The 25246-nt window shown below is 54.4% G+C and carries 21 protein-coding genes; 7 read left to right on the top strand and 14 right to left on the bottom strand.

What is annotated here, in order from left to right:
• Positions 1-172 precede the first annotated feature (172 nt).
• Entirely contained in the window at positions 173-1555 is a 1383-nt protein-coding gene (locus G544_RS0109385; protein WP_027274357.1) for an MmgE/PrpD family protein, read from the top strand.
• Between the two features lie 146 nt (positions 1556-1701).
• Here G544_RS0109385 and G544_RS20295 read toward each other — a convergent pair whose 3' ends face one another.
• From G544_RS20295 to G544_RS0109350, 7 genes are all read right to left on the bottom strand, one after another.
• Entirely contained in the window at positions 1702-2457 is a 756-nt protein-coding gene (locus G544_RS20295; protein WP_051155670.1) for a fimbrial biogenesis chaperone, read from the bottom strand.
• A gap of 11 nt (positions 2458-2468) precedes the next feature.
• Positions 2469-5006, bottom strand: a complete 2538-nt coding sequence (locus tag G544_RS20290; protein WP_051155669.1) for a fimbria/pilus outer membrane usher protein — start codon at positions 5004-5006, stop codon at positions 2469-2471.
• Between the two features lie 89 nt (positions 5007-5095).
• Positions 5096-5845: a fimbrial biogenesis chaperone gene (locus G544_RS20285; RefSeq protein WP_051155668.1), complete on the bottom strand. Its 750-nt coding sequence runs from the start codon at positions 5843-5845 to the stop codon at positions 5096-5098.
• Between the two features lie 68 nt (positions 5846-5913).
• On the bottom strand, positions 5914-6447 hold the full coding sequence (locus G544_RS0109365; protein WP_027274356.1) for a fimbrial protein: 534 nt from the start codon (positions 6445-6447) through the stop codon (positions 5914-5916).
• 36 nt (positions 6448-6483) lie between these two features.
• Positions 6484-7539 carry a fimbrial protein gene (locus G544_RS0109360; RefSeq protein WP_134389008.1) on the bottom strand — a complete coding sequence of 352 codons (1056 nt, stop codon included), beginning with the start codon at positions 7537-7539 and terminating at the stop codon, positions 6484-6486.
• 715 nt (positions 7540-8254) lie between these two features.
• A complete protein-coding gene (locus G544_RS0109355; protein WP_027274354.1) occupies positions 8255-9133 on the bottom strand; it encodes a dihydrodipicolinate synthase family protein in 879 nt (292 codons plus the stop codon).
• 24 nt (positions 9134-9157) lie between these two features.
• Positions 9158-10048, bottom strand: coding sequence for a LysR family transcriptional regulator (locus tag G544_RS0109350; protein WP_027274353.1), 891 nt, complete (start codon positions 10046-10048; stop codon positions 9158-9160).
• Between the two features lie 677 nt (positions 10049-10725).
• Between G544_RS0109350 and brnQ the strand changes: the two genes are divergently transcribed.
• From brnQ to yfbR, 5 genes are all read left to right on the top strand, one after another.
• Positions 10726-12108 (top strand): branched-chain amino acid transport system II carrier protein, encoded by a 1383-nt coding sequence (gene brnQ / locus G544_RS0109345; RefSeq protein ID WP_027274352.1) that lies wholly within the window; start codon positions 10726-10728, stop codon positions 12106-12108.
• A 122-nt stretch (positions 12109-12230) separates the two neighbouring features.
• Positions 12231-12368 carry a hypothetical protein gene (locus G544_RS22160; RefSeq protein ID WP_154656328.1) on the top strand — a complete coding sequence of 46 codons (138 nt, stop codon included), beginning with the start codon at positions 12231-12233 and terminating at the stop codon, positions 12366-12368.
• A 115-nt stretch (positions 12369-12483) separates the two neighbouring features.
• A complete protein-coding gene (locus tag G544_RS0109335) occupies positions 12484-13977 on the top strand; it encodes a pyridoxal phosphate-dependent aminotransferase (protein ID WP_245614565.1) in 1494 nt (497 codons plus the stop codon).
• A 131-nt stretch (positions 13978-14108) separates the two neighbouring features.
• Entirely contained in the window at positions 14109-14573 is a 465-nt protein-coding gene (locus G544_RS0109330) for a hypothetical protein (RefSeq protein ID WP_134389007.1), read from the top strand.
• 115 nt (positions 14574-14688) lie between these two features.
• Positions 14689-15294 carry a 5'-deoxynucleotidase gene (gene yfbR / locus G544_RS0109325; RefSeq protein ID WP_027274349.1) on the top strand — a complete coding sequence of 202 codons (606 nt, stop codon included), beginning with the start codon at positions 14689-14691 and terminating at the stop codon, positions 15292-15294.
• A 41-nt stretch (positions 15295-15335) separates the two neighbouring features.
• Here the strand turns inward: yfbR and G544_RS0109320 are convergent, their stop codons facing one another.
• The 6 genes from G544_RS0109320 to G544_RS0109290 all read right to left on the bottom strand — a co-directional run bounded on the left by G544_RS0109320 (position 15336) and on the right by G544_RS0109290 (position 23218).
• Positions 15336-16565: an ABC transporter permease gene (locus G544_RS0109320; protein ID WP_027274348.1), complete on the bottom strand. Its 1230-nt coding sequence runs from the start codon at positions 16563-16565 to the stop codon at positions 15336-15338.
• Positions 16562-17251, bottom strand: coding sequence for an ABC transporter ATP-binding protein (locus tag G544_RS0109315; RefSeq protein ID WP_027274347.1), 690 nt, complete (start codon positions 17249-17251; stop codon positions 16562-16564). The genes G544_RS0109320 and G544_RS0109315 overlap by 4 nt, the downstream gene beginning before the upstream one ends.
• An 11-nt stretch (positions 17252-17262) precedes the next feature.
• Complete coding sequence (locus G544_RS0109310) at positions 17263-17673, bottom strand: hypothetical protein (RefSeq protein ID WP_245614564.1); 411 nt, start codon at positions 17671-17673, stop codon at positions 17263-17265.
• 71 nt (positions 17674-17744) lie between these two features.
• A complete protein-coding gene (locus G544_RS0109305; protein WP_027274345.1) occupies positions 17745-19517 on the bottom strand; it encodes an alkaline phosphatase in 1773 nt (590 codons plus the stop codon).
• Between the two features lie 91 nt (positions 19518-19608).
• The gene (locus tag G544_RS0109300; RefSeq protein WP_036023761.1) at positions 19609-21453 is read right to left on the bottom strand and encodes an SLC13 family permease; all 1845 of its coding nucleotides are present in this window, start codon (positions 21451-21453) and stop codon (positions 19609-19611) included.
• A gap of 625 nt (positions 21454-22078) precedes the next feature.
• Positions 22079-23218: an MFS transporter gene (locus G544_RS0109290; protein WP_051155687.1), complete on the bottom strand. Its 1140-nt coding sequence runs from the start codon at positions 23216-23218 to the stop codon at positions 22079-22081.
• Between the two features lie 590 nt (positions 23219-23808).
• Between G544_RS0109290 and G544_RS0109285 the strand changes: the two genes are divergently transcribed.
• On the top strand, positions 23809-24714 hold the full coding sequence (locus G544_RS0109285; protein WP_027274342.1) for a hypothetical protein: 906 nt from the start codon (positions 23809-23811) through the stop codon (positions 24712-24714).
• Positions 24715-24767: 53 nt separating this feature from the next.
• On the opposite strand, the gene cueR is transcribed toward G544_RS0109285, so the two are convergent.
• Positions 24768-25178, bottom strand: coding sequence for a Cu(I)-responsive transcriptional regulator (gene cueR / locus G544_RS0109280; RefSeq protein WP_027274341.1), 411 nt, complete (start codon positions 25176-25178; stop codon positions 24768-24770).
• Between the last annotated feature and the right edge of the window lie 68 nt (positions 25179-25246).

Below are 25246 nucleotides of genomic sequence, written 5' to 3'. Positions count from 1 at the left end.
GGCCGGAATATCCTCTGGGGCTTATTAGGACGGTTTATAAGCAGTCTAATTTTTCAAGCACAATACAGCGTTTATTTCATCGGGTCGTAGCAAACGCGGTGTGCACACCGTTAGCGTCAAACGGCATACGGCCAGATGAAATAAGCCCTGCCCCTATTTTGGAATTGATACCATGACTTACAGCGAACAACTTAGTCAGTTTATTACCAGCAAAAGCTTTGACACTATTCCCCCCCACGTTATCGAGCGCGCCAAGCTCCACCTGTTGGACACGCTCGGCGTAGCGCTGGCGGGCACCGTACAGGCCAACGGCATCAACGGACGCAACGGTTTGAACGCCATGCCGAATACTCAGGGCAAGTGCCACGTGTGGGGAAGCGAATTCAAACTGTCTCCGGCTTACGCCGCGCTGGCCAACGGCATCGCTTCGCACGTGCTGGACTTCGACGATACCCATACCGACTCCATCGCTCACGGCAGCGCCGTGCTGGTGCCGCTGGTCATCGCGCTGGCGGAAGACCTCAACCTTAGCAGCAAAGACATGCTCGCCGCCTACGTCATCGGCTGGGAAGTGGCGGCTCGCGTCGGCCTTGCCTCCAAGGGCAGTTTTCACAAGCGCGGTTTCCACTCTACCGCTATCGCCGGCATTTTCGGCGCCGTCAGCAGCGCCGCACGCCTGCTGAAGCTCTCGCCCGAAGCCTGCGCCCACGCCATTGGCCTGGCGGGCAGCCAGGCGTCCGGCGTTGCGGAATACCTGACCAACAGCTCCTCGGCCAAGTGCTTCCATGCGGGCTGGGCGGCCCACTCAGGCATACTGTCCGCCTATCTGGCCGATGCGGGTATGACAGGCCCCCTCACTATCTTTGAAGGCCGCTTTGGCCTGTACGTCACTCACGGTATTCAAAACGAAGCGGATCCCGCCGAGGTGTGCAGCGAGCTGGACGACCGTTGGGAAATGCTGCGCGTATCCATTAAGCCCTATCCGTGCTGCCACTTCGCCCATGCGACCGTCGACTGCGCCCGCATGCTGCTGAAGGACGGCATCAGGCCTGAAGACGTCGAACGCATTCACTGCGTCGTCGACCCGATCGCCTCTGCGCTGATTTGTGAGCCGCTGGACACCAAGTTCGAGCCAAAAACGCCCTACGCCGCCAAGTTCAGCCTGCCCTATCTGGTCGCTTCAGGCATGATTGACGATGGATTAAGCCTGAAGTCGTTCCGCCCCGAGCAGCTTACCCGCGCCGACGTGCTGGAACTGTCGAAGAAGGTGTCCTACCGTTACTGCGAGAAGGGCGAAATTCCCTTCCCAACCTACTTCCCCGGCTTCATTACCGTGACGCTTAAAGACGGCCGCGAAGTGACGAAGCGCCTGAACGTCAACTATGGCAACCCGGAGAATCCGATGCGTAGCTGCGACGTTGAACAAAAGTTTCGCGACAACGTCAGCGGCATCCTGACGCCACAGGCGACTGAAAAGGTGATTGAACTGGTGGCGAATATAGAGAACCACTCGGTCGCCGAACTGGCCCAGTGGTTGACGAAAACGGTCATCTAGCGTTTTTCAGCGCCCGCTGAAGGCCTGCGGGGCGCTCGCCGAATACCAATAACTATAATTATTTCCTTGTATACCCCTTGCCCCTGCTCCCCCCTCTAACCGGAACAGGGGCTCTTTTTTGGCCAATTCGCCTTGCGTTAAAAACGCTAACGCTCGCGGACGTTGACCGTTTTCTTTTCTACATAACCGTCATCATTTACCAGCGAGAGCGTTATCACGCTAAGCCCTTTTACCGTAGAGACGGCATAGCGCTGCCTGTCATACGGCGCGAGCATAAATCCATCCATCGTCTTGACTGACGCCGAACGGCTAAAGCTCAGCGTCAGCGCGTCCACCGTCGCATAGTACGGCGTCGGATTAACGCACTCTATATACGCAGCGCTACCCTGCCCGGCTGAACACGTCACCTTCTGGATCCAAGCGGTTGAACCGCCTTTAATAAGGGATTCGGGCCGATAGAACACCTTCATTCTGGTGCGTACCGACACGGCCAGGCCGTTCGTTTTGTTGGGGTCAACCGGCGGGATCATCTGTACGTTAAGCCAAAAAACGCTCTCTCGCTCGGCGGGGAGACGGTGGCGGCCGAGGATAACCCTGACCGACTTACTTTCGTTCGGCTGTAGCTTAAACAGTGGAGGAACGACCAGCAGTGGCGTTTTCAGCGTACCCAGATCGGCATCGATGTCGCCGTCGTCAATCCAGTTCTGCACCATCACCGGATAGCTGTTTACGTTGTGTATATACAGCGTCTCTTCTTTTGAAGTGGCGGGAAAAACCAGCCGGGTTTTATCTATCAGCAGCCCAGCGTCGGCCCTAACCGAAGCGCCGTAGCCGATAAGCGTCAGTACGAGGAAAAGCCGCAGGAAGCGCACGACTAAAAAAGCCAGCTCGCCGTTCAACATAGTGACTATCCTCATCTCACCGCAACACAGGGGGACAAAAGCTGAATCAAGATCTCATCCTTTTCTTTTTCATCAATCTCATAGCGTATAGTGCATTTTTCACTCTTGCCGTAAGGCTTGACGTACAGCTCGCCCGCCAGCCTGGCCACTCGGCCATAAACCCGACTGCCGGGGCCGATGATGCCAATAGACGCATCGGATTCGTCATAGACGTCAAGGCCAATCGGCAACGGCCTGCCGTCGTCCGTCAGGCTTTCAATCAGCACCGAATAGCCGGTCCGCGTCTTGAAGGTCATCATCGGAATAGCCCCCGCATAGGGAGCCACGCGCTTTTGGGTCTCCTCCAGCTCCACGCTGTTTCCTATCCCTTTCGGGTCAAGCGTAATATGGTTGTAACGATAGGGCACCAGAGACGGAATAATGGCATAGCCCGAGCCGTTAAGCTCAAGGCCGGACACGTTGGTCACCTGCACGCCTTTACCGTTCGGCACTTCAATAATGCCAAACGTATCGCCCAGATAAGGCCCCAGCGTCACTCCGCCGCCGTGGACCACCACCGCGCCTTGGGCAGTTGCCGAATAGGTGCGGCTGACGTCGGAATGGCTGTAGCCGACGCCCCAGTTGCCAAACGAGTTCTGGTGATTGAGGTTGCCGGAGATGCTGTTGGCCGAATTATTGGCGTCATAGGCGACGTTAACACCGTAAGAATAGTCGTTTCCTTCCCCCAGCGTGCCGCTGACGCCGGCTGTCGCATTGGTGCCGCCCTTTCCGTAATGGCTCACGTGGGAAGAGAGCGACGTTCGCGTCCCGAGCGGCACCCGAAACGACAGCGTCACCACGTCGTCGTACTCTTTCCTGCCGCTGTCGGCGGTAGACATCTGCCGGGCGGCGGTAATGCTGTAAGACACCTTGCCCAGCGAGTTCTGATAGCCCACCTGATACTGCCTATTGCTTGACCTGCTGTCGTAATAGTCCTGCCACAGGGCGTTGGCAAACACGGAGCCGTAGCCGGAAAGGTTCTGGCTGAGCGAAACTTCCAGGCGCTGGCGCTGCTGATAGGACGTAGAGCGCGTTGTGACGCGATCGTCATCGACGTAATACGGCGTCGAGCCGTAGGACAGGCTGTCGCTAAGGGTGCGGTAGCCATCGCTGGAGTAGCGGTAGCCAGCCATGGAGACCGTCGTTTCCGTTGCAGAGAAGGTCTTGCTGTACTGCGTATCCAACTGCCAGCCCTGTCGGCTGCCGTCGGCCGTCTTTGCTTGAGAAAACGAACCGCCAACGCCGAAGGCGCCCCATGACGTCGCCACCACCGCGCCGGTCGCGGCAGAATAATAGTGGTTATCCGCGGCCTGTAGCCCGCCGTTAACCGTCAGGGCGTTATTGATGCCCCGTTCATACGTCACTTCGGCAAAGTTGGTATTTTCGGCGTTAACGTACGCCGAGTCCGTTTTCCCCAGCGTGACGGAATACTTCGACAGGCCGGGGCGCAGGGAGTTAGTGACCGACGAGAACGGTACAATAAACGAGTAGATCTGGCCGTCCGACTCCGTCACTTCTACCGTCAGGTCGCCCGAGTTCAGCGTTGGGTAAAGGTCGTTGATAACAAACGGCCCCGGCGCCACCGTAGTTTCATAGATAATTCTGCCGCTTTGTTTGATCGACACCCGGGCGTTGGTATTAGCCATGCCGCGAACCTCCGGCGCGTAGCCCTGCTGGTTCGGCGAGAGCATTCGCTCGTCGCTTTTCAACGTCGCGCCCTTAAAGCTAAAGGGGCTGAAAATGGTATTGGTGGTTGAGGTTTCACCGGCAATCAGCTGCGACTGAATGCCCGGCAGCGCGCGCTGCAGATAGGTACCCGCCGAGTTGAATTTGGCGCCGTCGTCCGGGGTATAGCGAACGTTGCTGCTGTTTCGGATTTGCCAGGCGCCGAGATTGACGCCGTCGCGCAGGTAAAAATAGACAGACTCGTTGCGCGGGCCCCCTTGTCGGTTTTGGCTGTTAAAGTAGTTGCCGGAATAGCTGACAAACAGGGCGCTGTTTCCCTCATTCCAGTCGTCGGGGGAAACGTAGCCCCTGACCGTTCCGGCAAGAGACGCCTGCGGGATGGACAGCTCCAGGCGCAGGTTTTCCTGATTAAACGAAGTGGTTGCGCCCTCCAACCCCTGCTCCAGGAAAAGGCACTCGCGGGAGGCCTGCTCGGGCGCTATTTTTGATTTAAACACGCCGGCCTGTAGCAACAGCGGTAGGGGAATACACGGGCGCACCTCGCCCTTTTCATTCGGCTGAAACTCGACGCTGTCGTTGGTAAAAAACGAGCCGTTAACGTAAATCTCAACGAAATAGCTGCCGCTGACGGCGGGACCGCCGTCATCTTTAAGCAAAGAGGACAGGTCTTCCTGTGACAGAGAAACGCCTTTCAGGAAGCTGGCATTAAACGTAATGTCGGTTGACTCTGCGGCATAAATGGAAGATGAGCCAAGAAAAAATAGGGGTAAGAAAAGGAAAACGTAGCGCTTCTTTCGCTTTGGGTGCCTACTCTTATTTATCATGAGATCGCTATATTTCCATTATTTCAGGCGACGCACCGCATTTGCCGTTGCTTCACCGTAATCATTCCGTTTTGTTCTCGCTTTCGCGCTTACTGAGATTGGCCTATCGTCTGAACGGCGTCTGTCTGAGCGCCCTTATCGTTAATTAGCGCGTAGCTAATCCGGGCGTTACTAAGCGAACTCGCCTTCAGCCCGATATCCCAAGACAGCGACGAAAACGGCGCCAGCGTCACTTCAGGCTGCAGCGTGACGGAATGGCTCTTTCCGGCGGCGCTAATCTGCGCTTTATTCATAAAGGTCGCGTAATATCCGGTAGGGTTTGTCGCCGTTAACCGCCAGCCGCGGCCGGTTCGCTTCAGGCTAAACGTCAGGTTGTTAGGCAGGTTTTCTACCCGCCCAGCAATGCCATTGGGGCGATAAATCAGCTTGACCTGATTTAAAAACGCCAGGCTGACTTTGGATGATGAATCTTCCCCGCTTTGCGGCGCGGGCGGGATTTGCAAAAAGTTAAACCAGTAAAGCGTCTCTCTGTCAGAAGGAAGCGACTGGCCTTTCCCCATCACGATTCTGACCGTCTGCTGGCTTTTACCGTTGATTTTAAAAATGGGCGGTGTGACGACAAAAGGCACGCGAGCGCCGTCGGCGGGCGGCACGCCCTTGCCGTCGTCCACCCATACCTGCATTAAGTGGCTCTGCGCGTCTTTATTGTCGAATCTGACCTGGGCGAATGCGCTGTTTTCCGGATAAATAACCCGCGTACCCAGCATAACGACACCGGCATGCGCAGAGGTGACGATGGCACTGAGCAAAAGCAGCAGGCAGGCATAAACACGTATCATTTCATTTAACTCTGACAGGGCTTACAGAAAATAAGGAAGGGCCGCACTCAAACGACCCGCCTTACCGTTTATTGCGTGCGGATGGTGTACGTTGCCGTCGTGGAAATGGTACCAACCGCCAGGCTCGATACGTCTTTCACGTAATAGTAGGCGGTCATCGGTATCGACGCCGAGTGGCTGCCGTCGATGGTGACGTAAGTCACGGGCGTAATGTCGCCAATCACGACCTGAGTGCTGGTCGACGTACCGTCCATAATCCGAATCTGCAAGGAATCGTTTCCATAACCGGCTACGTCGGTCATATTTCCCGTCGCCGCATCGTAGTTGCTCGAGTCCAGCACGACGCCGACTCGAGTAGACGTTGCCGGGCAGTTAATAAACTGCAGCGAAAACGGCGCGTTAATGGCCGAATACATGCCGTTTGATGTTAATGCGCTTTTAACGACCTGATCTAACCTTACCGTATAGTCACCGTCGGTTACCGCAGGCTCACAGGTTGTATCCAACACCTCGCCGTTAAACGTGATGGTGTTGGCGGCCTGGGTAGCGCTGGTCCCTGCGAGAAATGCGCCCAGAAAAATCATTAGCGTTGACGTCTTCATTGTTCCTTAACTCCTTTGTTCCTTCGATATATATAGTTAGGGCAGATTAACCAAAACGTTTACGGTGCTCACGACCGTTCCCGGCGAAATCGCGCCGCCGTCAGGCAGCGGTTGGATGCTGGCTTCAAACGTTTCGTAGTAATCCGTATTCCCCGATATGGCCGATGCGGAAGACCCTTCCGGGTTTACCGAATACCAGCCCTCACTTTCTCCCTGCCCGCTGGCCGCAAAGCAGTTTGAATGATTCTCTGCATCGGTACTAATGCCGATACAGCCTGAATTCTGAATCCAGTTGCGGTACGCGCTCTGACCCTGACGGCGATAAACGATGCCCACGCCTGAAGCGCCGCCCTCGTCCGGCTTAAGGTAGCGGTAGTCGCTTGATAATAAATTCGACGTTATCTGCGGCTGTATGCCGAGACGCAGCGAATTTACCGGCGAGCTGTCGTTATTACACTGGTAGGTAACGGTAAAAGGCGACCAACCCGTTCGCCCTGAACGAATATCTGCAATTGAATACGTCCCCAAATTAACCGTTCTCGGCACCTGAGTGACGCCGCATGATGAAACGGGCGCGGCAATATGGTTATAAAGTTTGATATAGCCATAGGTTGCATCGTAGTTATATCCGTCAACCGGGTTATCATAGGCAATACGGCCATAGTAGCCTTCCCAATAAGTGGTCGATCTGTTGGTGTCATAGGACGTTCGGATCATCGTTAAGCGCACGGAGGGATAGTGTTTTACCTTTACAACCCATGGATAGGTTGTGCTATCCGACAGCTGTGACGCCTCATAGCCCGACTTTAAAAAGGTCACGTCGGTGTTGTTATAACGCCCGTCATTAAACACCAAATCGCGTTCAGTCCCGTCGTGCATCACTGCCGCCATTTTATAAGCGACCGTGCCGTAGTTATTTGCCGCAGACGCGTAATAATTCATGTAGTGATAGGCGACGCCGTTATACATGTAGGTACCGTAAATAGCGAAAGTGTCGTCCAGCCTTAATATTGCATTAGCGTTATTGACCTCATCCAACGTTCTGCACTTATAAAGCACGGCTTCAGGGTTTCCGCCTAAAATAGCGCTCATTGGGTAGGTTTGATCGAACAGGACCGTTCCCGCAGGCTGAAAGGTCTGAGGATAAATCTTTAACGATCCCGCCGGAGGGCCGATAGGACTGTTCTGCGCCGGGCTCCACCCCCCAATGCTTTGGCTGACGTAAATACATTCCGCATAAGCAAACGAAGAAGATAAAAACGCGAATAACAACACAATAAAAGTGGCAATTTTCCTTGTTATAACAGCATCCCCACTGCAAAAAATGAAAAATAAAACCTATTTAAAACATAACAATATATTAAATTCTTAATATAATAACACGCATTTAATTTATGAACTATAATTTTCATTCAAGTAATCATATTGAATGATAACCGTAATATAGAAAAAATAATTAATTAGTCAACTATATAAAACACAAGAAAAATCAACAAGAATAAAAATAAAAATCTCGAGAAAAGAACCAAACAAATAAAAACTATTTTTAAACAATAACATCTCACCTCTTATATTGAATCTTAAACCCAACGGTTTTGCTAAACGCCACCGAATAAAAACGCGTATTTAATACATCAATACCAAAAAGATTAAGATAACAGTGAATGCAAAAGGAGATTGCACGACCTTACTGTCGGAACGTTTTCCTCAAGCAACGACCGTACAATTGATGAAAGCGTTGCCGTCATAGACGGCAACGTAAACCCGCTGCACGGGTTGAGATAGAACACGGGATGTAGGTATTGCGCTACAGGTCAGCCAAAATGGCCCTAAGCTCATTCATCGCCTCAGCGCTTAAGGGCTGCTGGGGCGCGATGGGTGAGCCCACCTCAAAGCCCTGGATATTCAATGCGCCCTTAATGCAGGCGGCCAGCGCATATTTGGTAAACGCTTCATTAATCCGCCACATGCTTTTTTGCTTCTCCAGCGCCCTGTCCCAGTCGTCGACCTGAGCCAGGTTGTAGAGCTCTACGCACTGCTTTGGCATTACGCAGGCGGGGCCCGCCATCCAGCCGACGCCGCCAAGCTTAAACACCATCAGAGGAATATGCGCTGAGGCGCTAAACACTCTCATGCGATCCCCAAAGCGGTTAATCATGGTCAGAATACGGCCGGTATTGCCGGATGCATCTTTTATATATTCAATATTCTTAACGTGACTAAGGTCGTCCAGCACGTCCATCGGTATATCCCCACCCAGCAGGCCAGGGTTGGTATAGAGCGTCATTGAGACGTCCGGCAGCGCTTCGGCCACGTCAGCAAAAAAGCGCGTTTGGCCTTGGGGAGAGACCGGAAACATCTTCTGCATAATTAATACCAAGCCGTCTACGCCCAAGCGCGCGTAGCGTTCGGCCTGCTCCTGCGCTTCTCGGGTGGAAAATGCCGCAACGCCGGCAAGCACGGGTACTCGACCGGCGGTTTGATCCAACACGATGCGGACAATCTCTTCGCGCTGTGCGGTGGAGAGGTAGGCGAACTCACCGGTGCTTCCCAGCGGGCTAAGCCCGTGCACGCCGCTGTTGATAAGGTGCTCGACCAATCTGCGCAGCGAACGCTCAAGAACCTTGCCGCTTTGGTTGTCTACAGGCGAAACGAGATAAGGAAAAATGCCTGAAAAATTTGTCATTACACGCCTCCGATTTGATAAAACCTATCTGCGCGGCGTCCCTACCTGATTATTTTCCCCTAATAGCGATTCAAACAGCACCTTCGCAGCCTTCTGCGGGCTGTTGCGCCGCATGTACAAATTGAACTTGATATCCGGCAGCCTCGGCAGCCCTTCCGCCTCCCCCAGCACGCGCAAATCGTCGCCCAGAAGCTCAATCGAACGCGCCATGACGCCAAGCCCCGCCACGACCGCCGCTCTCGCGCCGGAAAGCGTCGTCGCCACGTAGGCAATCCGCCAGGGGATCCCCGCTTGGTCAAGATGATTAATCGCCATATTGCGGTAGGTACTGGGCTCATCCAACGACACTAGCGGCAGAGGCTCATCGAGATTAAATTCATAGTTCAGGCCGCAAAACCACAGCGACGGAGAAGCCCTCAGCACCAGACTGGGATAGTCGACGCTTTCAACGGTAGAAATGGCCATATCGACGTCGTCGTTTTTCAGCATGTCCATCAGGAAAGGGCTGCGCTTAACGACAATTTCGATGGCGAGCCTGGGATAGGCTTTTGAAAAACGGGAAAGCAGCTCGGGGAGGATCGTATCCGCGGTGTCGTCGGGCGAGCCTATGCGCAACACGCCGTCCACGTCGTCATACATGAGGGAAAGGCAGGCTTCGTCATTCAGGCGCAGAATGCGCCGCGCATAGCCGAGCATCTTCACACCGTGTTCAGTCAGCGCCTTATTACGGCCGCTGCGGCTAAACAACTCTTTGCCAATCAACAGTTCCAGCCGCTGCATCTGCTGGCTGACGGCGGACTGAGTGCGATGTACGGATTCAGCGGCAGCGGCAAAGCTGTTACCCTCTGCAACGGCGACGAAGGTCCGCAGTAAGTCCAGCTCAAGATTAGGAATAGAACGTTTTATGTGTACCATAGTCTGGCTCTTTATTTCTCCATGGCCTTCTTCAGCGGCTATCTATCAATAACTTAACCAAGTAACTTAACAACGGCGCCCATAGGCTACGCTTAAGACTACCATATATATCCTACCGTCAGGCTAAGCGCAAAAGCCTAGTGCTGAAATGAGGCTATATCGCATTTATTGTGGGCTGCTTTCTTATTCTCACGTGAAACAGCGTCGCAATAGAGCATGGTTGAAGCGGTCGATAATACGCTGATTTCCCGCTACCTATATAGGAGTAGATCATGCAATACTCAAATCTTAAAACGCTCATAAAAGCGCCGTTTAGCTAAGGCTCACAAGGCTTTTTAAGAAAAAACCCGGAGGCCTGAAGAGAAAAAAACGGTTTCTTTAGATATAAACACCAGTGATATAGAAATATATAGTGACTAAAACCAGTTTTTTGGATTCAGCACCGAATATCTTCATATTTTATGCTACAACCCTTGCGTAATGCGCGCCAATCGTGGACTATCCCCCTCGTGCGGTCTTCGTTCGCTTTCTGTATTTATAACGATAATGGTTATCGTTTATTTGAAGCGCATTTCCAACCAGCGAACGGCCGAAAGAAATAATTAAAAGGCCAAGTAGGTTCGACGGCGATTTTGCCTCTGCGCTCGGCCTGCCGAATTAAAAACAAGGAACTACATATGAACCAGCGTTTAAGCCGAGCCGATACGATTGGCCTGGGCTTGATGACCTTCGCTTTCTTTTTGGGCGCAGGGAACATTATCTTCCCTCCGCTGGAAGGACAGCTGGCCGGCACTAACGTGCTGTCCGCCATGTCGGGCTTTCTGCTGACCGCCGTAGGCCTGCCGCTTATCTCCATCATCGCCGTTGCCCGCGTCGGCGGCGGCCTGCCGTCAATGACCACCGATCTGCCCAAAGGAACCGGCACCTTCGCCGCCGTTCTGCTGTTTATTATCATCGGCCCTGCTTTCGCCACGCCGCGTACCGGCCTGGTCGCTTATGAAATGGCTATCAAGCCGCTGGTCGGTACGTTCGAAGGCGACAATAGCCTGGAACTGTTTTCAGGTATCGCGCTGGACAAAACTCAGGCGCTGGTCACGACGCTGTTTTTCGCCGCAGCGCTGATTTTCTCCTGGAGCCGCGGCAAGCTTATCGACAATATCGGCAAAATACTGACCCCCGCGCTGTTTTTTTTGCTTATCTGCCTGGCGATTGGCGTTCTCGTCGCCCCTCAGGGCGCCCTGACCGCACCGGTGGAAAGCTACAGAGACACCGCGTTCACCAAAGGTTTCATCGGCGGCTATAACACGATGGATACGTTTGCCGCGCTGATGTTCGGCATGCTTCTGGTTGACGTACTTCGCGGCAAAGGCGTTACCGATCCGAAAGCCACCTACAAGTATTTGGTCATTGCAGGCCTCATTGCGGCCGCCGGCCTGGCCTTTGTCTACGTTTCCCTCTTCTGGTTAGGCGCCACTTCTTCGACCGTCGCCGCGGGCGCGGACAACGGCGGCGTCGTACTGGCAGCCTACGTTCAGGCGCTGTTTGGCCAGCCGGGGCAGTGGATCCTGTCGGGCGTGGTTCTGCTTGCCTGTCTGACGACCGCCGTCGGCCTTATCAGCGCCTGCGCCGACTACTTCTCAACCCTGACGCCGCTGCGCTATCGCCAGTGGGTGGTAGTTCTGAGCATTATCTGCGCGCTGGTCGCCAACGTCGGCCTAAGCCAGCTTATCGCACTGTCGATACCGGTGCTTCTGGCGCTGTACCCTCTGGCTATCGCGCTGGTGGCGCTCACCTTTATTCGCCCCTGGCTGCCGAACCCCAAAGCCGCTTTCCGCACCGTAATGGGCGTAGCGCTCATCTTCAGCCTGCTGGACGGCATGCGCAGCATCGCACCGCTGCAAAAGGTTGACGCCATCAAGTGGCTGTTGGATAAGCAAACGGCGTATATGCCGCTGTCCGATCAGGGCATGGCGTGGGTGCTGCCAACGGCGATTATTCTGGCGCTGGCGTTCCTCATTCCGGCAAAAAAGCCTGAAGAGGGCGTCCTTTCTAAAGCCTGATGCCCTCTGCAAGTCCCGTCGGCGGTTCTCGCCGGCGGGGATTTATTTTTAAACGCTTCATCCTGCCTTCACGCTCCTGACGCATCGTTTTCCCTCATTCACCACGTACAGGGAAGACAATCATGCCAAATCTGAAACGCCTTACGGCTTCAACGCTGTTTATCTGCGTTCTACTCCTTACCGGCTGTAATCAAGCCTCCGAAGGCGGATGCGGTTCTATCGCTGGCCAAATGGTTCCCCTCGCCTGCGGCCCGGCCTGATGAAAAATAGCGCATAGCGAACAAGAATTAGCTTGCCAATGGGTATATCCAAGAGTAGCATCACGCGATATACAAATTAACCCAGCATGGATATACAAAAAAGAGGCGGTATAGCATGACAGACTCAACTAACGAATGGATCGATCTGACGTCGTTTAAAAGCGGCAATTCTCAGGCCCTGCGTTTAAAGAAAGAGCTGCTGGACGCGGCGCCCGCCTTTTCTACCGGCGCGACCATGCGCCTGGTGTCGGAAAACGCCGGCATTATCGTCGCAGCGAACGACAATCCGTCTGAGGAAAAAGAACGCAATCCGTTGGTTGACGCTATGCTGGACGCCGCAGCAAACGGCCACCTTCTTCCCACAACCAGCGCAGCCGAGACTCAGCAGCGCACCGGCACGATTGAAAAGTCCCGCAAGCTGGAAAACGTCTGCTATGACATCCGCGGCCCGGTACTGAAAGAGGCCAAGCGTCTGGAAGAAGAAGGCAACAAGATCCTCAAGCTCAACATCGGCAACCCGGCCCCCTTCGGCTTTGAAGCGCCGGACGAAATTCTGGTCGACGTCATTCGCAATCTGCCTACCGCCCAGGGCTATAGCGACTCCAAGGGGCTTTATTCCGCTCGCAAGGCCATCATGCAGCACTATCAGGCTCAGGGCATCATGGACATCACCGTTGAGGATATCTACATCGGCAACGGCGTGTCGGAGCTTATCGTTCAGGCCATGCAGGCGCTGTTAAACATGGGTGACGAAATGCTGATCCCGGCGCCCGACTATCCGCTGTGGACTGCCGCCGTTTCCCTTTCCGGCGGCAACGCCGTGCACTACATGTGCGACGAAGAGTCTGACTGGTTCCCGGACTTAAACGACATTCGTAAAAAGATCACGCCCCGCACTCGCGGCATCGTCATCATTAACCCGAACAACCCGACCGGCGCGGTCTACAGCAAAGAGCTGCTGCTGGAAATTGTTGAAATCGCCCGCGAGCACAACCTGATTATTTTCGCCGACGAGATCTACGACAAGATCCTGTACGATGACGCCAAACACCACTCCATCGCCGCACTGGCGCCAGATCTGCTGACCGTCACGTTTAACGGACTGTCCAAAACTTATCGGGTTGCCGGCTTCCGTCAGGGCTGGATGGTGCTGAGCGGGCCGAAAGAGCACGCCAAGGGCTACATTGAAGGGCTAGAAATGCTGGCCTCGATGCGCCTGTGCGCCAACGTGCCGATGCAGCACGCCATTCAAACCGCGATCGGCGGCTATCAGAGCATCAACGAATTTATCCAGCCCGGCGGTCGTCTGTATGAACAGCGCAACCGCGCGTGGGAGATGATCAACGACATTCCCGGCGTCTCCTGCGTTAAGCCCAAAGGCGCGCTGTACATGTTCCCGAAAATCGACGCCAAGCGCTTTAACATCACAAACGACCAGAAGATGGTTCACGACCTGCTGCTACAGCAAAAGGTTCTGCTGGTTCAGGGCACCGGCTTTAACTGGCCCTACCCCGACCACGTCCGTATAGTGACCTTACCGCGCGTCGACGAGCTGGACATGGCCATCGGTCGATTGGCGAAGTTTCTCGAAACCTATAAGCAAGCCTGACAATAATAAGAAATATCGTTCCGGTTCAGAGGGCGGCTTAGGCCGCCCTTTATTCATTTCATTCATCTGCTTTCGCCAGTAAAATCACCGTTGGCCGCTGGCGCGTCGTTAAAAGGATAGGAAATATCAGTATGAGTTCACCCGAACAAAGCCGTGAATGGATAAGGCTTCAAGAACGACTAACGCAAGCCATCAAGGCGTTGGACGACATAGAGAGGACATTCCAGAACGTACCCGCCTTATTCGAAGGAAACGCCTTCGCCGAACAGGCGAGCTGTGCTGTAAGAATGGAAAACCTCTTTACTGCCGCCACGCACGAAACGGCGACGGGCCTGCGCTACCTGAAGCAAGAAATGGAAGATCTGGCGAACTTCATCGCTTTTCGAAAGCGGCACGGCCAGTTCTCGTCTGACGCGCTGATGGAAATCATTGACGCTCCATTATCAACCAAAGATAAACAGCGGCTTTGGCACGATAATTCTCAGGCATCTTTTCCCGTATTTACGCAAAGTTTGGAACAGCTAAAAAGAGAGTGGCGCAGCCTTTTTGGAAATCGAAGCTATCAATCCGCCAATACGTTAGGCAATCACGTTTAGCCCTGCTGGCTTTTCTTTTATCTCAAGCGGCGATTCCATTTGCACTGCGCGCCATAACCGCCCACAATCTATCCCTGTTTTTCGCATCACGCTTTCAGTCAAAGGTAACGTCGCCATGAGCCATCCCCAAAGCCATTTTTTCGCCTATCTCTCCCGCTTGAAGTTGATAAGCCGCTGGCCGCTGATGCGCAACGTCCGTACTGAAAACGTCTCTGAACACAGCCTGCAGGTGGCCTTCGTCGCCCACGCGCTGGCGGTGATTAAAAACCGCAGGTTCAACGGCAACGTCAGCCCTGACCGGGTGGCCCTGTTGGCGATGTATCACGACGCCAGCGAAGTGCTGACCGGCGACATGCCGACCCCCATCAAGTATTACAACCCGCAGATTGCTCACGAATACAAAAAGATTGAGAAGACCGCCCAGCTCAAGCTGATTGAGATGCTGCCAGAAGAGCTCCAACAGGACTTCCGCTCCATTCTGGACGACAGCTACTACACCGAAGACGAAAAGATGGTCGTCAAGCAGGCGGACGCGCTGTGCGCCTATCTGAAAAGCCTGGAGGAGCTGTCGGCGGGCAATAACGAGTTCAAGCTGGCCAAGCAGCGACTGGAAAAGACCCTCAAGCTGCGCCACAGCCCGGAGATGGACTACTTTATGAAGGTCTTCGTACCGAGCTTTAAGCTTTCTCTTGATGAAATCAGCGGCGACAGCCCGATGTGATCGCCACGCGGCCGGAAATCCCTTCCCGGTCGCGCAGATAGTCAGCCCCGCAGCGCCTGCGCCGGCGAATAGCGATAGGTCACAAGCGATGGGAGCAGCAGAATCACCGCCAGCGCGCCCCACAGCGTCAGCGCCCTTATCCCGTCTTCCACCCGCAGCGTTACCGGCAGCGCCATGCCATAGTGGGAGGTAAAGCGCGCTGAAATCCACAGCGTGGCCAAATAGCCGACCACAACGCCCAGCGCAATGCCTGCGCTCATGATAATCATCAGCCCCGCCCAGACAACGCCGACGATGCCTCGACGCGGCGCGCCGAACGCTCTCAACGCGCCCAGCTGACGCTTGCGCTGCTCAAGATGAATAACGATCACCATTAAAATTGCGATAATAGTCAGCGCCTGCGTGCCAACGGCAGCCCAGGCCAAAACCTGACGGGCGTCTCCCAGCGTGCCGTACAGGCGAGCCAGCACTTCGCCGGGAAATACGCCCAGCGTTTCTCCGCTGCGGTACTGCGACCGAAGCTGGTAAGCGCCCGCAATGCTCTTGGGCTTGACCACTACGGCGGAAACCCGGCCCGACGCTTGGTGCTCATGTTCATGCTCCGGCTCGTCCGCATGCTCATGCTCGTGTTCATCATCATGGTGCTCGTGGTGGATATCCCACACTGCGCCGATCGGCACCATAATGGCTTTATCCCAGGCGTCGTTGGAAGGGTCGAGAATGCCGGTTACCGTATATCCCGCCTCTTCGTGGACGTGCGCGCCCTCGCTGCCCTGCTGCCCGTGCAGCGGCACGATCTTATCGCCTAAGGCGAGCCCCGTCGCAGCGCCGACGATAGCGTCGCGCTGTCCCTGAAAAACCAGCGTATCGTCCGGCAGCGGGCGCGGCGCGTAGCTAATGCGGCGGCCGGTAAACAGCGCATCGTCGGTGCCGACTATCGGCATGCCTTTGAACGTGTCGCCAAAGGCCAGCGGAGCCGCCCACTCGACCAGAGGGTTGTTTTTAATTTCATCCAGATAGCGGCCGTCCAGCAGGGGAAGCGGCGAAGGCTGTAGGAACACGCTCGACAGCACCAGTTGGGCTTCGCTACCCGCCGCGCCGACGAGCAGATCGAACCTGTCCGCCGCTCTGGCCGAACCCTCTCTAAGCGCTCGCTCCTGAAGGTTAACCACCACGCTAAACGCCACGGCGGCGGCGATAAGCAGCACCAGCAGCAGAGCGCCGCCCCACAGGCGCTTTAAGTCAGCAAAAATAATGTTCAAAGGTATCATGTCGCTTTTTCCATTTTGACATCGCTTTGCACTCGGCCGTTTTCCAAAACGATGGCACGCTGCATGCGAGAAGAAAGCCTCGCGTCATGGGTGACGCAAATCAGCGTAGAGCGCCCCTCTTTGGCAAACTGGGTGAGCAACTGAATAACGCGCCTGCCGTTTTCCTCATCCAGACTTGCGGTGGGTTCATCCGCAATAAGAATCGACGGAGAGGAAAGCAGCGCTCTGGCGATAGCGACCCTTTGCTTTTCTCCGCGGGACAGCGTATCTACCGGCTGATTCTCTCTGTATATCCCGACCCGGTCCAACAGCGCGCTGGCCCGTGCCTTTAGGCCAATAGGCGTACGCCAGGCGCGAAAGCGCGTGGGCAGCAGGACGTTATCCATCGCGCTCAGGCCGGGGTACAGATGGAAGTCCTGCATAATCAGGCCGACGTGCCGCGCCCGCCAGTCGTCTCTGACGCTTTCAGACAGGCCGCCAATGTCTTGACCATCCCAAAAAATCTGCCCTACCGGGCTGCGCTCAAGGCCACTAACGGCGTTAACCAGCGTGGTTTTACCGCTGCCTGAGGCGCCGGTCACGGCGATATGCGAACCGGAAGTCACCGTCAGCGAGGGGATATGCAGCGCTGGCTGGGCGCTGCCGTTGAAATGCACTTTTAAGCCTTTAACTATCAGTTCCGACACCGTTCCCTCCCTTAAAGCGAACTAAATCCCGCCTCGCGCAGGCGGAGCTGGCTGACGAATCCCGTTTGCGGATCTCGCCACGAGCCGTACTCCAAAACGCCGGTCACTTTGATCATGGCGTTGTTCTGCACGAAGGTTTGCCTTTGGCTTAGATACACCACCAGAATGTCTTCCGGCCAGTCTGCGTCTGACGAACAGAACGGGCACATGGCCATCGGCATTTTGGTCAGTACGAAAAACTGCGACTCGGCCTTCAGCGGCGGCGCCATAAATCCGGTAATCTCGATTTCCTTCCCTGCCAGCGACTTCACCCTATCGGAGAACTCCAACCCCAGAACGCCGACCTTGCTGTAAAACTCGTCGAACGTTAGGGTTTGACGTGAATCCGCGCTGACCGTCGAGCTGCCGAAAAGCAGCAGCACACAGAGTGCCCTAGCGGCAGTTTGGTAAGAAAAAAAGCCGGAACGTATCCGGCTTTGAACAAGACTAAACATTACTGAGCACTCCCTTGACCGGCCCCCTGGCCGTGCCCCAGAGACAGCGACTCCGCAATCACCCGGAACAGTTCCGTGTTGTCCATATAGCCGCGAATGCGTTCTGCGCCCGGCCCCGCAGCCTGAACTATCATGTCGTCAACGGAGTGAACCCCGGTGTCGGCATTGCGCGGCAGGTTGCCGACGCGCAGCACGGCGCCCGGTATATCCTTGTAGGCGGCGTTAGCGATATACTCGCCCTTCTCGTTCTGAATAGCGGGCACGAAGCGACCGTCCAGCTTGGGTCGGAAAGTTTCATAGTGATCGGGATAGTTGTTGAAGAACACCGCTAAGCGTCTGGAAACGTCCACCTTATCCGGATAGCCGTCGCCGTTTTTATCCTCGTAGTTGGGGTAGCCCGCCGTTTCATATACGCCCACCTTCTCGCGCATGTCCGTACCCGGCTTGTCGTCATCTACCGTGCCGATAATCGAAATGCCGTGTGTGTGGTCGCCGGTGACGATAATCAGCGTATCGGGGTGCTTTTCGGCAAACTTCTTGGCAATCTCAACCGACTGGTCGAGCATGATGGTGTTATAGATGGCGCGCTCCCAGTCCAGCGGGTGGGACGCCTTGTCAATCAGCGCTGACTCCACCATCAGGAAAAAGCCATCCTCGTTTTTAGACAGCACGTCCAGCGCCGTCTGGGTCATGTCGGTCAGGTCCGGCTGGTTGGGGAATTTCTTGGTGACGTCGTTTTTCAAAAAGCGCCGGTCCAGCACGTCGTCCATATTGCCGGTGTGGAACAGTCCCAGGAGCTTATCTGCGCTTGGCCCCTGCGCTTTCAGCGATTCTGCATCGGTCACGAGCGTATAGCCGTCCTGCTTGAAGCGTTCGACGTAGTTCACGTCATCCTTACGCTTTGAGCCCGGCGTAGAGGACGGCAGGAAGTAGGCGGAGCCGCCGCCCAGCATAACGTCCGGCTTCACGTCGTAGAACATCTTCACGATTTCGGCCTTATCGGCGCGGCGGCGCGTGTGGGCAACCACCGCCGCGGGCGTGGCGTCTTCAAGCTCGGCGTCGCTAACGATGCCGACGGACATCTTGGTGGTCCGCTTAATCAGCTCGCCCAGCGTCTCCTGCTTCGGATGGTTCAGCGAATCCTTCGCGCGGCTGACGTACACCCCCAGCGCGTTGACGCCGGACTTGTGGCCCGTCATGTAGGCGCTCATGGTGTTGGCGCTGTCCGCCGCGATGGAGTCGGTGCTGGAGGTGCCGATAAAGGCCATGTTGGGCAAGTCGTCTATCGCCAAGCGCCCGTTAGCCTTTCCTTCGGTGATCCCTTTGGAAAGCACTCGGGCGCCGGTGCGGTGCGCAACGGAGAGGCCGTCGCCGATAAACAGAATGACGTTTTTAGCCTGACGGGTGGTCGGCGTTTGGTAGATGCTCCAACTCACTGCACCCTTGTCATCGCCCGCGCTGACGTCAATGCGGTAGTCTCCCGCCGTCGGCAGCGAGACGTCTTTTATCACCAAAGAAGAGGCATTCAGGCCGTCTTCATTAGCGATAAACTCACCGTCCTGCTTCCATACGTCGCGGTAGTCCTTGCCGTTAATCTGGATGTGGACCTGCTCAGGCTTCACCTGAGCATCGAACTCCACCTTAAAGTCAAACTTGCCCCCGGCCAGCATCGTCGCGCGATCGAGCGGATAAACGGTCAGCGCGGACGCCGCTATCGGTAACAACAGCGGCGCCACTGCCAGCGTAACGGGAACAAACCAACGTACTTTCATGATCTTCTCCTGATGTTTTTATTCTCAGGAGAAGCTTAGAGGGAGGAAATGACAGTTTTATGACCAACGTGTGTCGGTTAGGTGTCAAGGCTCAAAACGGAAACAAAATTGGAATAATCACCACGCTTACCACCATCACCAGCAGCGTAAACGGGATGCCTATACGCATGAAGTCGCTGAACTTATAGCCCCCCGGTCCCAGCACCATGGTGTTAACCGGGGAGGAGACCGGCGTCATAAACGCCGCCGAGGCCGCGACGGCTACCACCATGGCGAACGGCAGCGCCGAAACGCCCATTTGATTGGCGGCGCCGATGGCGATGGGCGCCATCAACACCGCCGTGGCGGTGTTGGAAATAAACAGTCCGATAACGGCGCTCAGGATAAACAGGCTGGCTAGCACCACGTGCGGCCCCCTGTCGCCGACGGCCTCCATCAGCCCCTGAACGACCAGGTCAATACCGCCGGTTTTCTGCAGCGCGTGCGCAAAGGGTAGCATGCCGACGATCAGTACCAGCGTCGGCCAGTGGATGGACTTATAGGCGCTTTCCATGTCGATACAGCGAAATTTGCCCATCAGCAGGCAGGCCAGCAGCGCGGCAATCACGTTGGGCACTAAATCCGTCACCATCAGGAAAATCATCAAGAACAGGCAAAGCACGGCATGAGGCGCTTGACTGATGGACGGCGCGACCTCATCAACTTCTGCCGGCAGGTTCATCACCAAAAAGTCGCGGGTGTTGCTTTGCAGCATCCGAATCTGGCGCCAGTCGCCGATGACCAGCATCATATCGCCCATCTTGAGCTCGATATCTATCTGCTGATTGCTGTCGATAAGCTTATCGCCCCGCCGAATGCCGATCACGTTCAGGCTGTAGCGGGTGCGAAACGCCATCTGCCGCAGGGTTTTGCCGATATATTCCGACTCGGGAATAAGCGACACTTCCGCCATGCCGACCTCGCGGGCCTGCTCGGAGAAGTATTCGCCGCGCAGTATCATCGGTTCAAGCTGCTCTTCGGTACAGAAGTGGCGAACGTCGACGTCGGGGTCATGCATATCCACCAGCAGGATATCGTGAACCCGCAGCTCGGTTGAGGCGAAAGCGCTTATCATCACGCGGCGGAACTTGCGCCACCGCTCGATGCCGACCACGTTAGCGCTGTAGCGGGAGCGAAGATGCAGTTCGTCCAGCGTACGGCCTATCAACGGGGAACCGGGTCGAATGGAGAAGCGGCGGGCGCGGCCGCTGAGCTTATATTCGCGAATCAGATCGCGCATGGCGCGGCGGGCGCTCCCTTTGGGCTTATCCAGAGAGGGCTTGACCAGAAAGCGCCGTACCAAAAGCATATAGCCGATACCCAACAGCAGGATGACTACGCCAATCGGCGTAAAGCTGAAAAAGTCGAACTGGCCGACGCCATAGCGCACCATCTCGCTGTTTACCACCAGGTTGGGCGGCGTCGCCACCAGCGTCATCATGCCGCTGATAAGCCCGGCAAACGCCAGCGGCATCATCAATCTGCCGGGAGCTCGGTTTAATCGCGACGACACGCTCATTACGACGGGAATAAAAATCGCCACCACGCCGGTAGAACTCATCACAGAGCCCAGGCTCGCCACCGCCAGCATAAGCAAAATAAGCAGCTTAGCCTCGCTGTTGCCGGCCACTCTGACCAGCCAGTCGCCGACCTGATAGGCAATGCCGGTTCGCACCAGCCCTTCGCCTATGACGAAGAGCAGCGCAATCAGAATCACGTTGGGATCGCTGAAGCCTGAAACGGCCTCGGGTACGGTAAGAATATCGCTAATAACGAAAACGACGATAAGAAGAAGCGCTACGACGTCCATGCGGACTTTATTGGAAATAAACAGGCCAATCGCGACGAGAAGAAAAAAGACAACCCAAAAGAGCTGACTACCGGCAAGCGTCTCCACTGTGGCGAATAATCGTTCTGTCACGGCTACTCCCTACGTTTTAAGTTCTATACTCTAAATAATTCGAGTTGCAGGACAAAACGCCTATGGCGTTTTGAACAGCGCTTGCGCTGGCCCTGCAAGGGTGAGTCCCGTAGGGGCGAATCACGCGGCAAGTGAGAGAATCCCCAGGAGCTTACATAAGTAAGTGACTGGGGTGAACGAACGCAGCCAACGCACCTGCAACTTGAAGTATGACGAGTATACGACCTGCTCCTAAATGACCTTTCCCTGTCCGTAAACGACGGTTTCGACCGCTTTCTTATTAAAATTTAGCGTTATAGAGTTGTTTTCCACTTAAAGACTGGAAAAAACCATTAACGCCATTCCTTCATCAAAACACATTGACCGGTTTATATCAATGATAAACGAAGGCTTTTAACACGAGTCAGCGGGAAATTCTGATAAAATTTCGCACAAAACGTCAACTTTGACCGGCTAGGATCGGTTTTAACGCCGTCATGAAAGAATTTATCTATTTCGCCCCGATCTTTTTCCTCGCCTGAAGCCACTTTTTTTGCTGAATACAAAAATGCCGACCGAATATTCCTCGGTCGGCATTCCACAGCTTAGCGCAAAGCCTGCGTTATTCCAGCGGCTTGCCCGCCTTCTCAGGGATAAGGAACAGCGTGGCCAGGATATCTAGCACGTACAGCGAGGCCAGCATGGCAATCGCCACTTGGAAAGAGTACAGCGATACCACCATGCCGACCGCCAAGGGCCCCAGGCCGCCGATGCCGCGCCCAATGTTGAACAGAACGTTCTGCGCCGTAGCGCGCGCCTCGGTCGGGTACACCTCTGATATCAGCGCGCCGTAGCCGCCCATCATGCCGTTAACGAACATGCCCATCACCGCGCCGCCGACCAGCAGCGTCATCGGGTCCGTCAGCTGTGAGTAAGCAAGCACCATCAGCGCCGCACCGACCTGGTACAGCAGGAAAATGGGACGACGCCCGAAGCGGTCCGCCAGCTGGCCGAACAGCCAGATGCCGAAGCCCATGCCGACCACGGTGACGGCGGTCCACATGGCGGACTTGGTCAGCGAATAGTTGAACTGCTTGCTCAGGTAGGAAGGCATCCAGATCATGATGCCGTAGTAACCGAAGTTTTGAACCGACGTCAGGATGGAGATGCCGATGCTGGCGCGAATAGCTTCCCCGTCAGCGACCAGCGCCTTAAAGGGATTACTCTTGCGCTTCTCTTTGCGCTTTTTAACGAAAATTTCCGGCTCGCCGATGTAGTGGCGAATAACGAAAGAGGCCAACGCGGGAACCACGCCGACGGCGAACATGCCGCGCCAGCCGATAACCGGCAGCAAAAGCGGGGTCAGCAGCGCAGCGGCGAGAACGCCCAGTTGCCAGCCAAGCCCGACGTAGGAGGACATTCTGGCGCGCTCGTTAGGGCGGCAGGCTTCAGCCGCCAGCGCCATACCAATGCCGAACTCGCCGCCAAGGCCGATACCGGCGATGGTGCGGTAAATCAGCAGGTCCCAGTACCCCTGTGCCAGCGCGCACAGGCCGGTAAAGCCGGCAAACAGGACGATAGACCAGGTCAACACCTTCACGCGGCCAAAGTAGTCGCTCAGAACGCCGAATATCAGCCCGCCGATCACCGCGCCGACCAGCGTCCAGGTCACCAGCGAACCGGCTTCGCTGGTGGTCAGCCCCAGCCCCAGTGCGACGGCGTTCAAGATAAACCCAAGGATAAGAAGGTCGAACCCGTCCATGGCGTACCCTACCGTGGATGCAATTACGGCCTTATAGGCGTACTTTCTTCTTTTTGCCTCCTCGACGACCAGAACTTTTTGACTTTCCGTAAGGCTTATCGATTGGTTAGTCACTGCTTTTTCCCCGTATGTATTTACTTATCGTCAGTTATCGGCAAAACCGTTTGTTCGTTATTCCACCTGGCCGCATTTAATTATAAATACGTTGCGTAAACATCATCACTTTGAATTTATTGCGCTTTTAATCATCCTACGCTTTATTTCAGGCGCAGAAAAACGCGCACCCGTTGGTAAAACGACCAAGGGCGTACAACAAGTCAGCAGAGTGATGAAATTTACTAGGATTGTGGTCAAACCTTATGATTATAACAGCGGGATTTTTTTTGGGTAGCGTTTTTTCTAAAAATTTCGGCCCTCCCATCTCATCTGGCGCCCGTAAAGAACTATGCCTAACGCACCATGAGTTGAATCTTGCCGCTTCCGCACGTGAACGGTTCCTGTCACCAAGCAGAGCATATCTATGTTCAAATAAGGGATCGTAGATTACTATACAGTCAGACGGGAAGGATAAACGTTAAGGAAAATAAGAGATGTTTAATTTTATATCCAAAAAATGGCTGCCCACAGTTCTCTGCATCGGATTAATAACATGTCCGGCCTATGCTCAAAATAATGGCCCTGCCGAAGAGCTCAACGATAAAATTGATAATATAAATATATACATATCAGATTTAATTTTCAGGGTTCAACCAATGTCTGTCTCTGCCGGTCATGGCGTAAAACAGACCATCACGACTTACTTTGACAAAGATAATAAAATCAGAGCTAAAGAAATCGTCGATTATGATAAGCAAGGACTACTCGTAAAAGTTAACAGCCAAATGATTTTATTTAGTCCAGAGTTTGTCACCGTTCATGCTTACATTATAGTCAGCAAAGAAAAAGACCAGGTTCTGGCGAAAGAGGCCCACCTAATTTCACTCGAAAAGAAAGGAGACTGCCTGCAATACGACAATGATGGCTTCTGTCTGAAGATCAATGAAAATCTTATTGATTTCAAAAATAAGATAGAGACAGCACCGTTAACTGACGAAAACACAATAGATTGCGAGCAGTTGAGAAAAAACACAAAGCACGACTGTATCTTAGACGCTAACGGGAGACTTATAGAAAAATACCCCGCCAATATCCCCTTTTTCCTACGGTATCATTACGACGCTCAGGGGCGTATATCCAGAAACGATTTGATGGTTAAAGACCCCAAGGAATATTTTGTAGAAGGCTATCAGCCAACTGAAAGAGATATTTATAAATATACAAGAAAATGGAAATACACTCAGGAAGGCTATTTATCTAAAGAATACCGATGGAGCAGCGATGACAGATATGTATATGAATACGACAACTTTGACAAAAATGGCCTGTGGACAACGGGAACATTAACCATAAACGATATGTTTTCCAGCACCTTTAAGAGAGAGATAATTTATTATTAAATTCTCTCTCTTAACAAATAAATGAATCGAATAGCGCCCACATAGAAAGTGGGCTACTTTTCTTTTATATGGTGGCAACAGCCGGTAAAACTATCAATAATCGGGCAGTCCGCGCCGTCGTCGCCGGGGCAGAGGTTCGCCAGCGACATTAGCCGTTCGCGCATCTCGGTCAGTTCGCGAATGTGTTTATCGATATCCTCCACCTTTTTCAGCGTGCGCGCCTTAACGTCGGCGCTGCGCCGCTCGGCGTTGTGAAACAGCGCCAGCAGCTCTTTACACTCCTCAAGCGTAAAGCCCACCTGGCGAGCCTGACGAAGCAGCGTCAGTTCTTCAACGCTGCGGGCGTTGTAGGTCCGATAGCCGTTCAGCGAACGGTTCGGCGGCGTAATCAGCCCCTTCTCTTCATAGAAGCGGATCGTTTTGCTGGTTAAGCCTGTTTTTTCTGCAACTTGGCTTATATTCATGGTTGCCTCTGTGCGGTTAACAAGTGCACTTCGTATGGATTGATTAAAAACTACCTGGCTAATCTTTT

The sequence above is a fragment of the Leminorella grimontii ATCC 33999 = DSM 5078 genome, assembly GCF_000439085.1.
GTDB lineage: Bacteria > Pseudomonadota > Gammaproteobacteria > Enterobacterales > Enterobacteriaceae > Leminorella > Leminorella grimontii.
The sequence above is the reverse complement of the archived record's forward strand: the minus strand, read 5'-3'. Positions and strand labels throughout refer to the sequence as shown.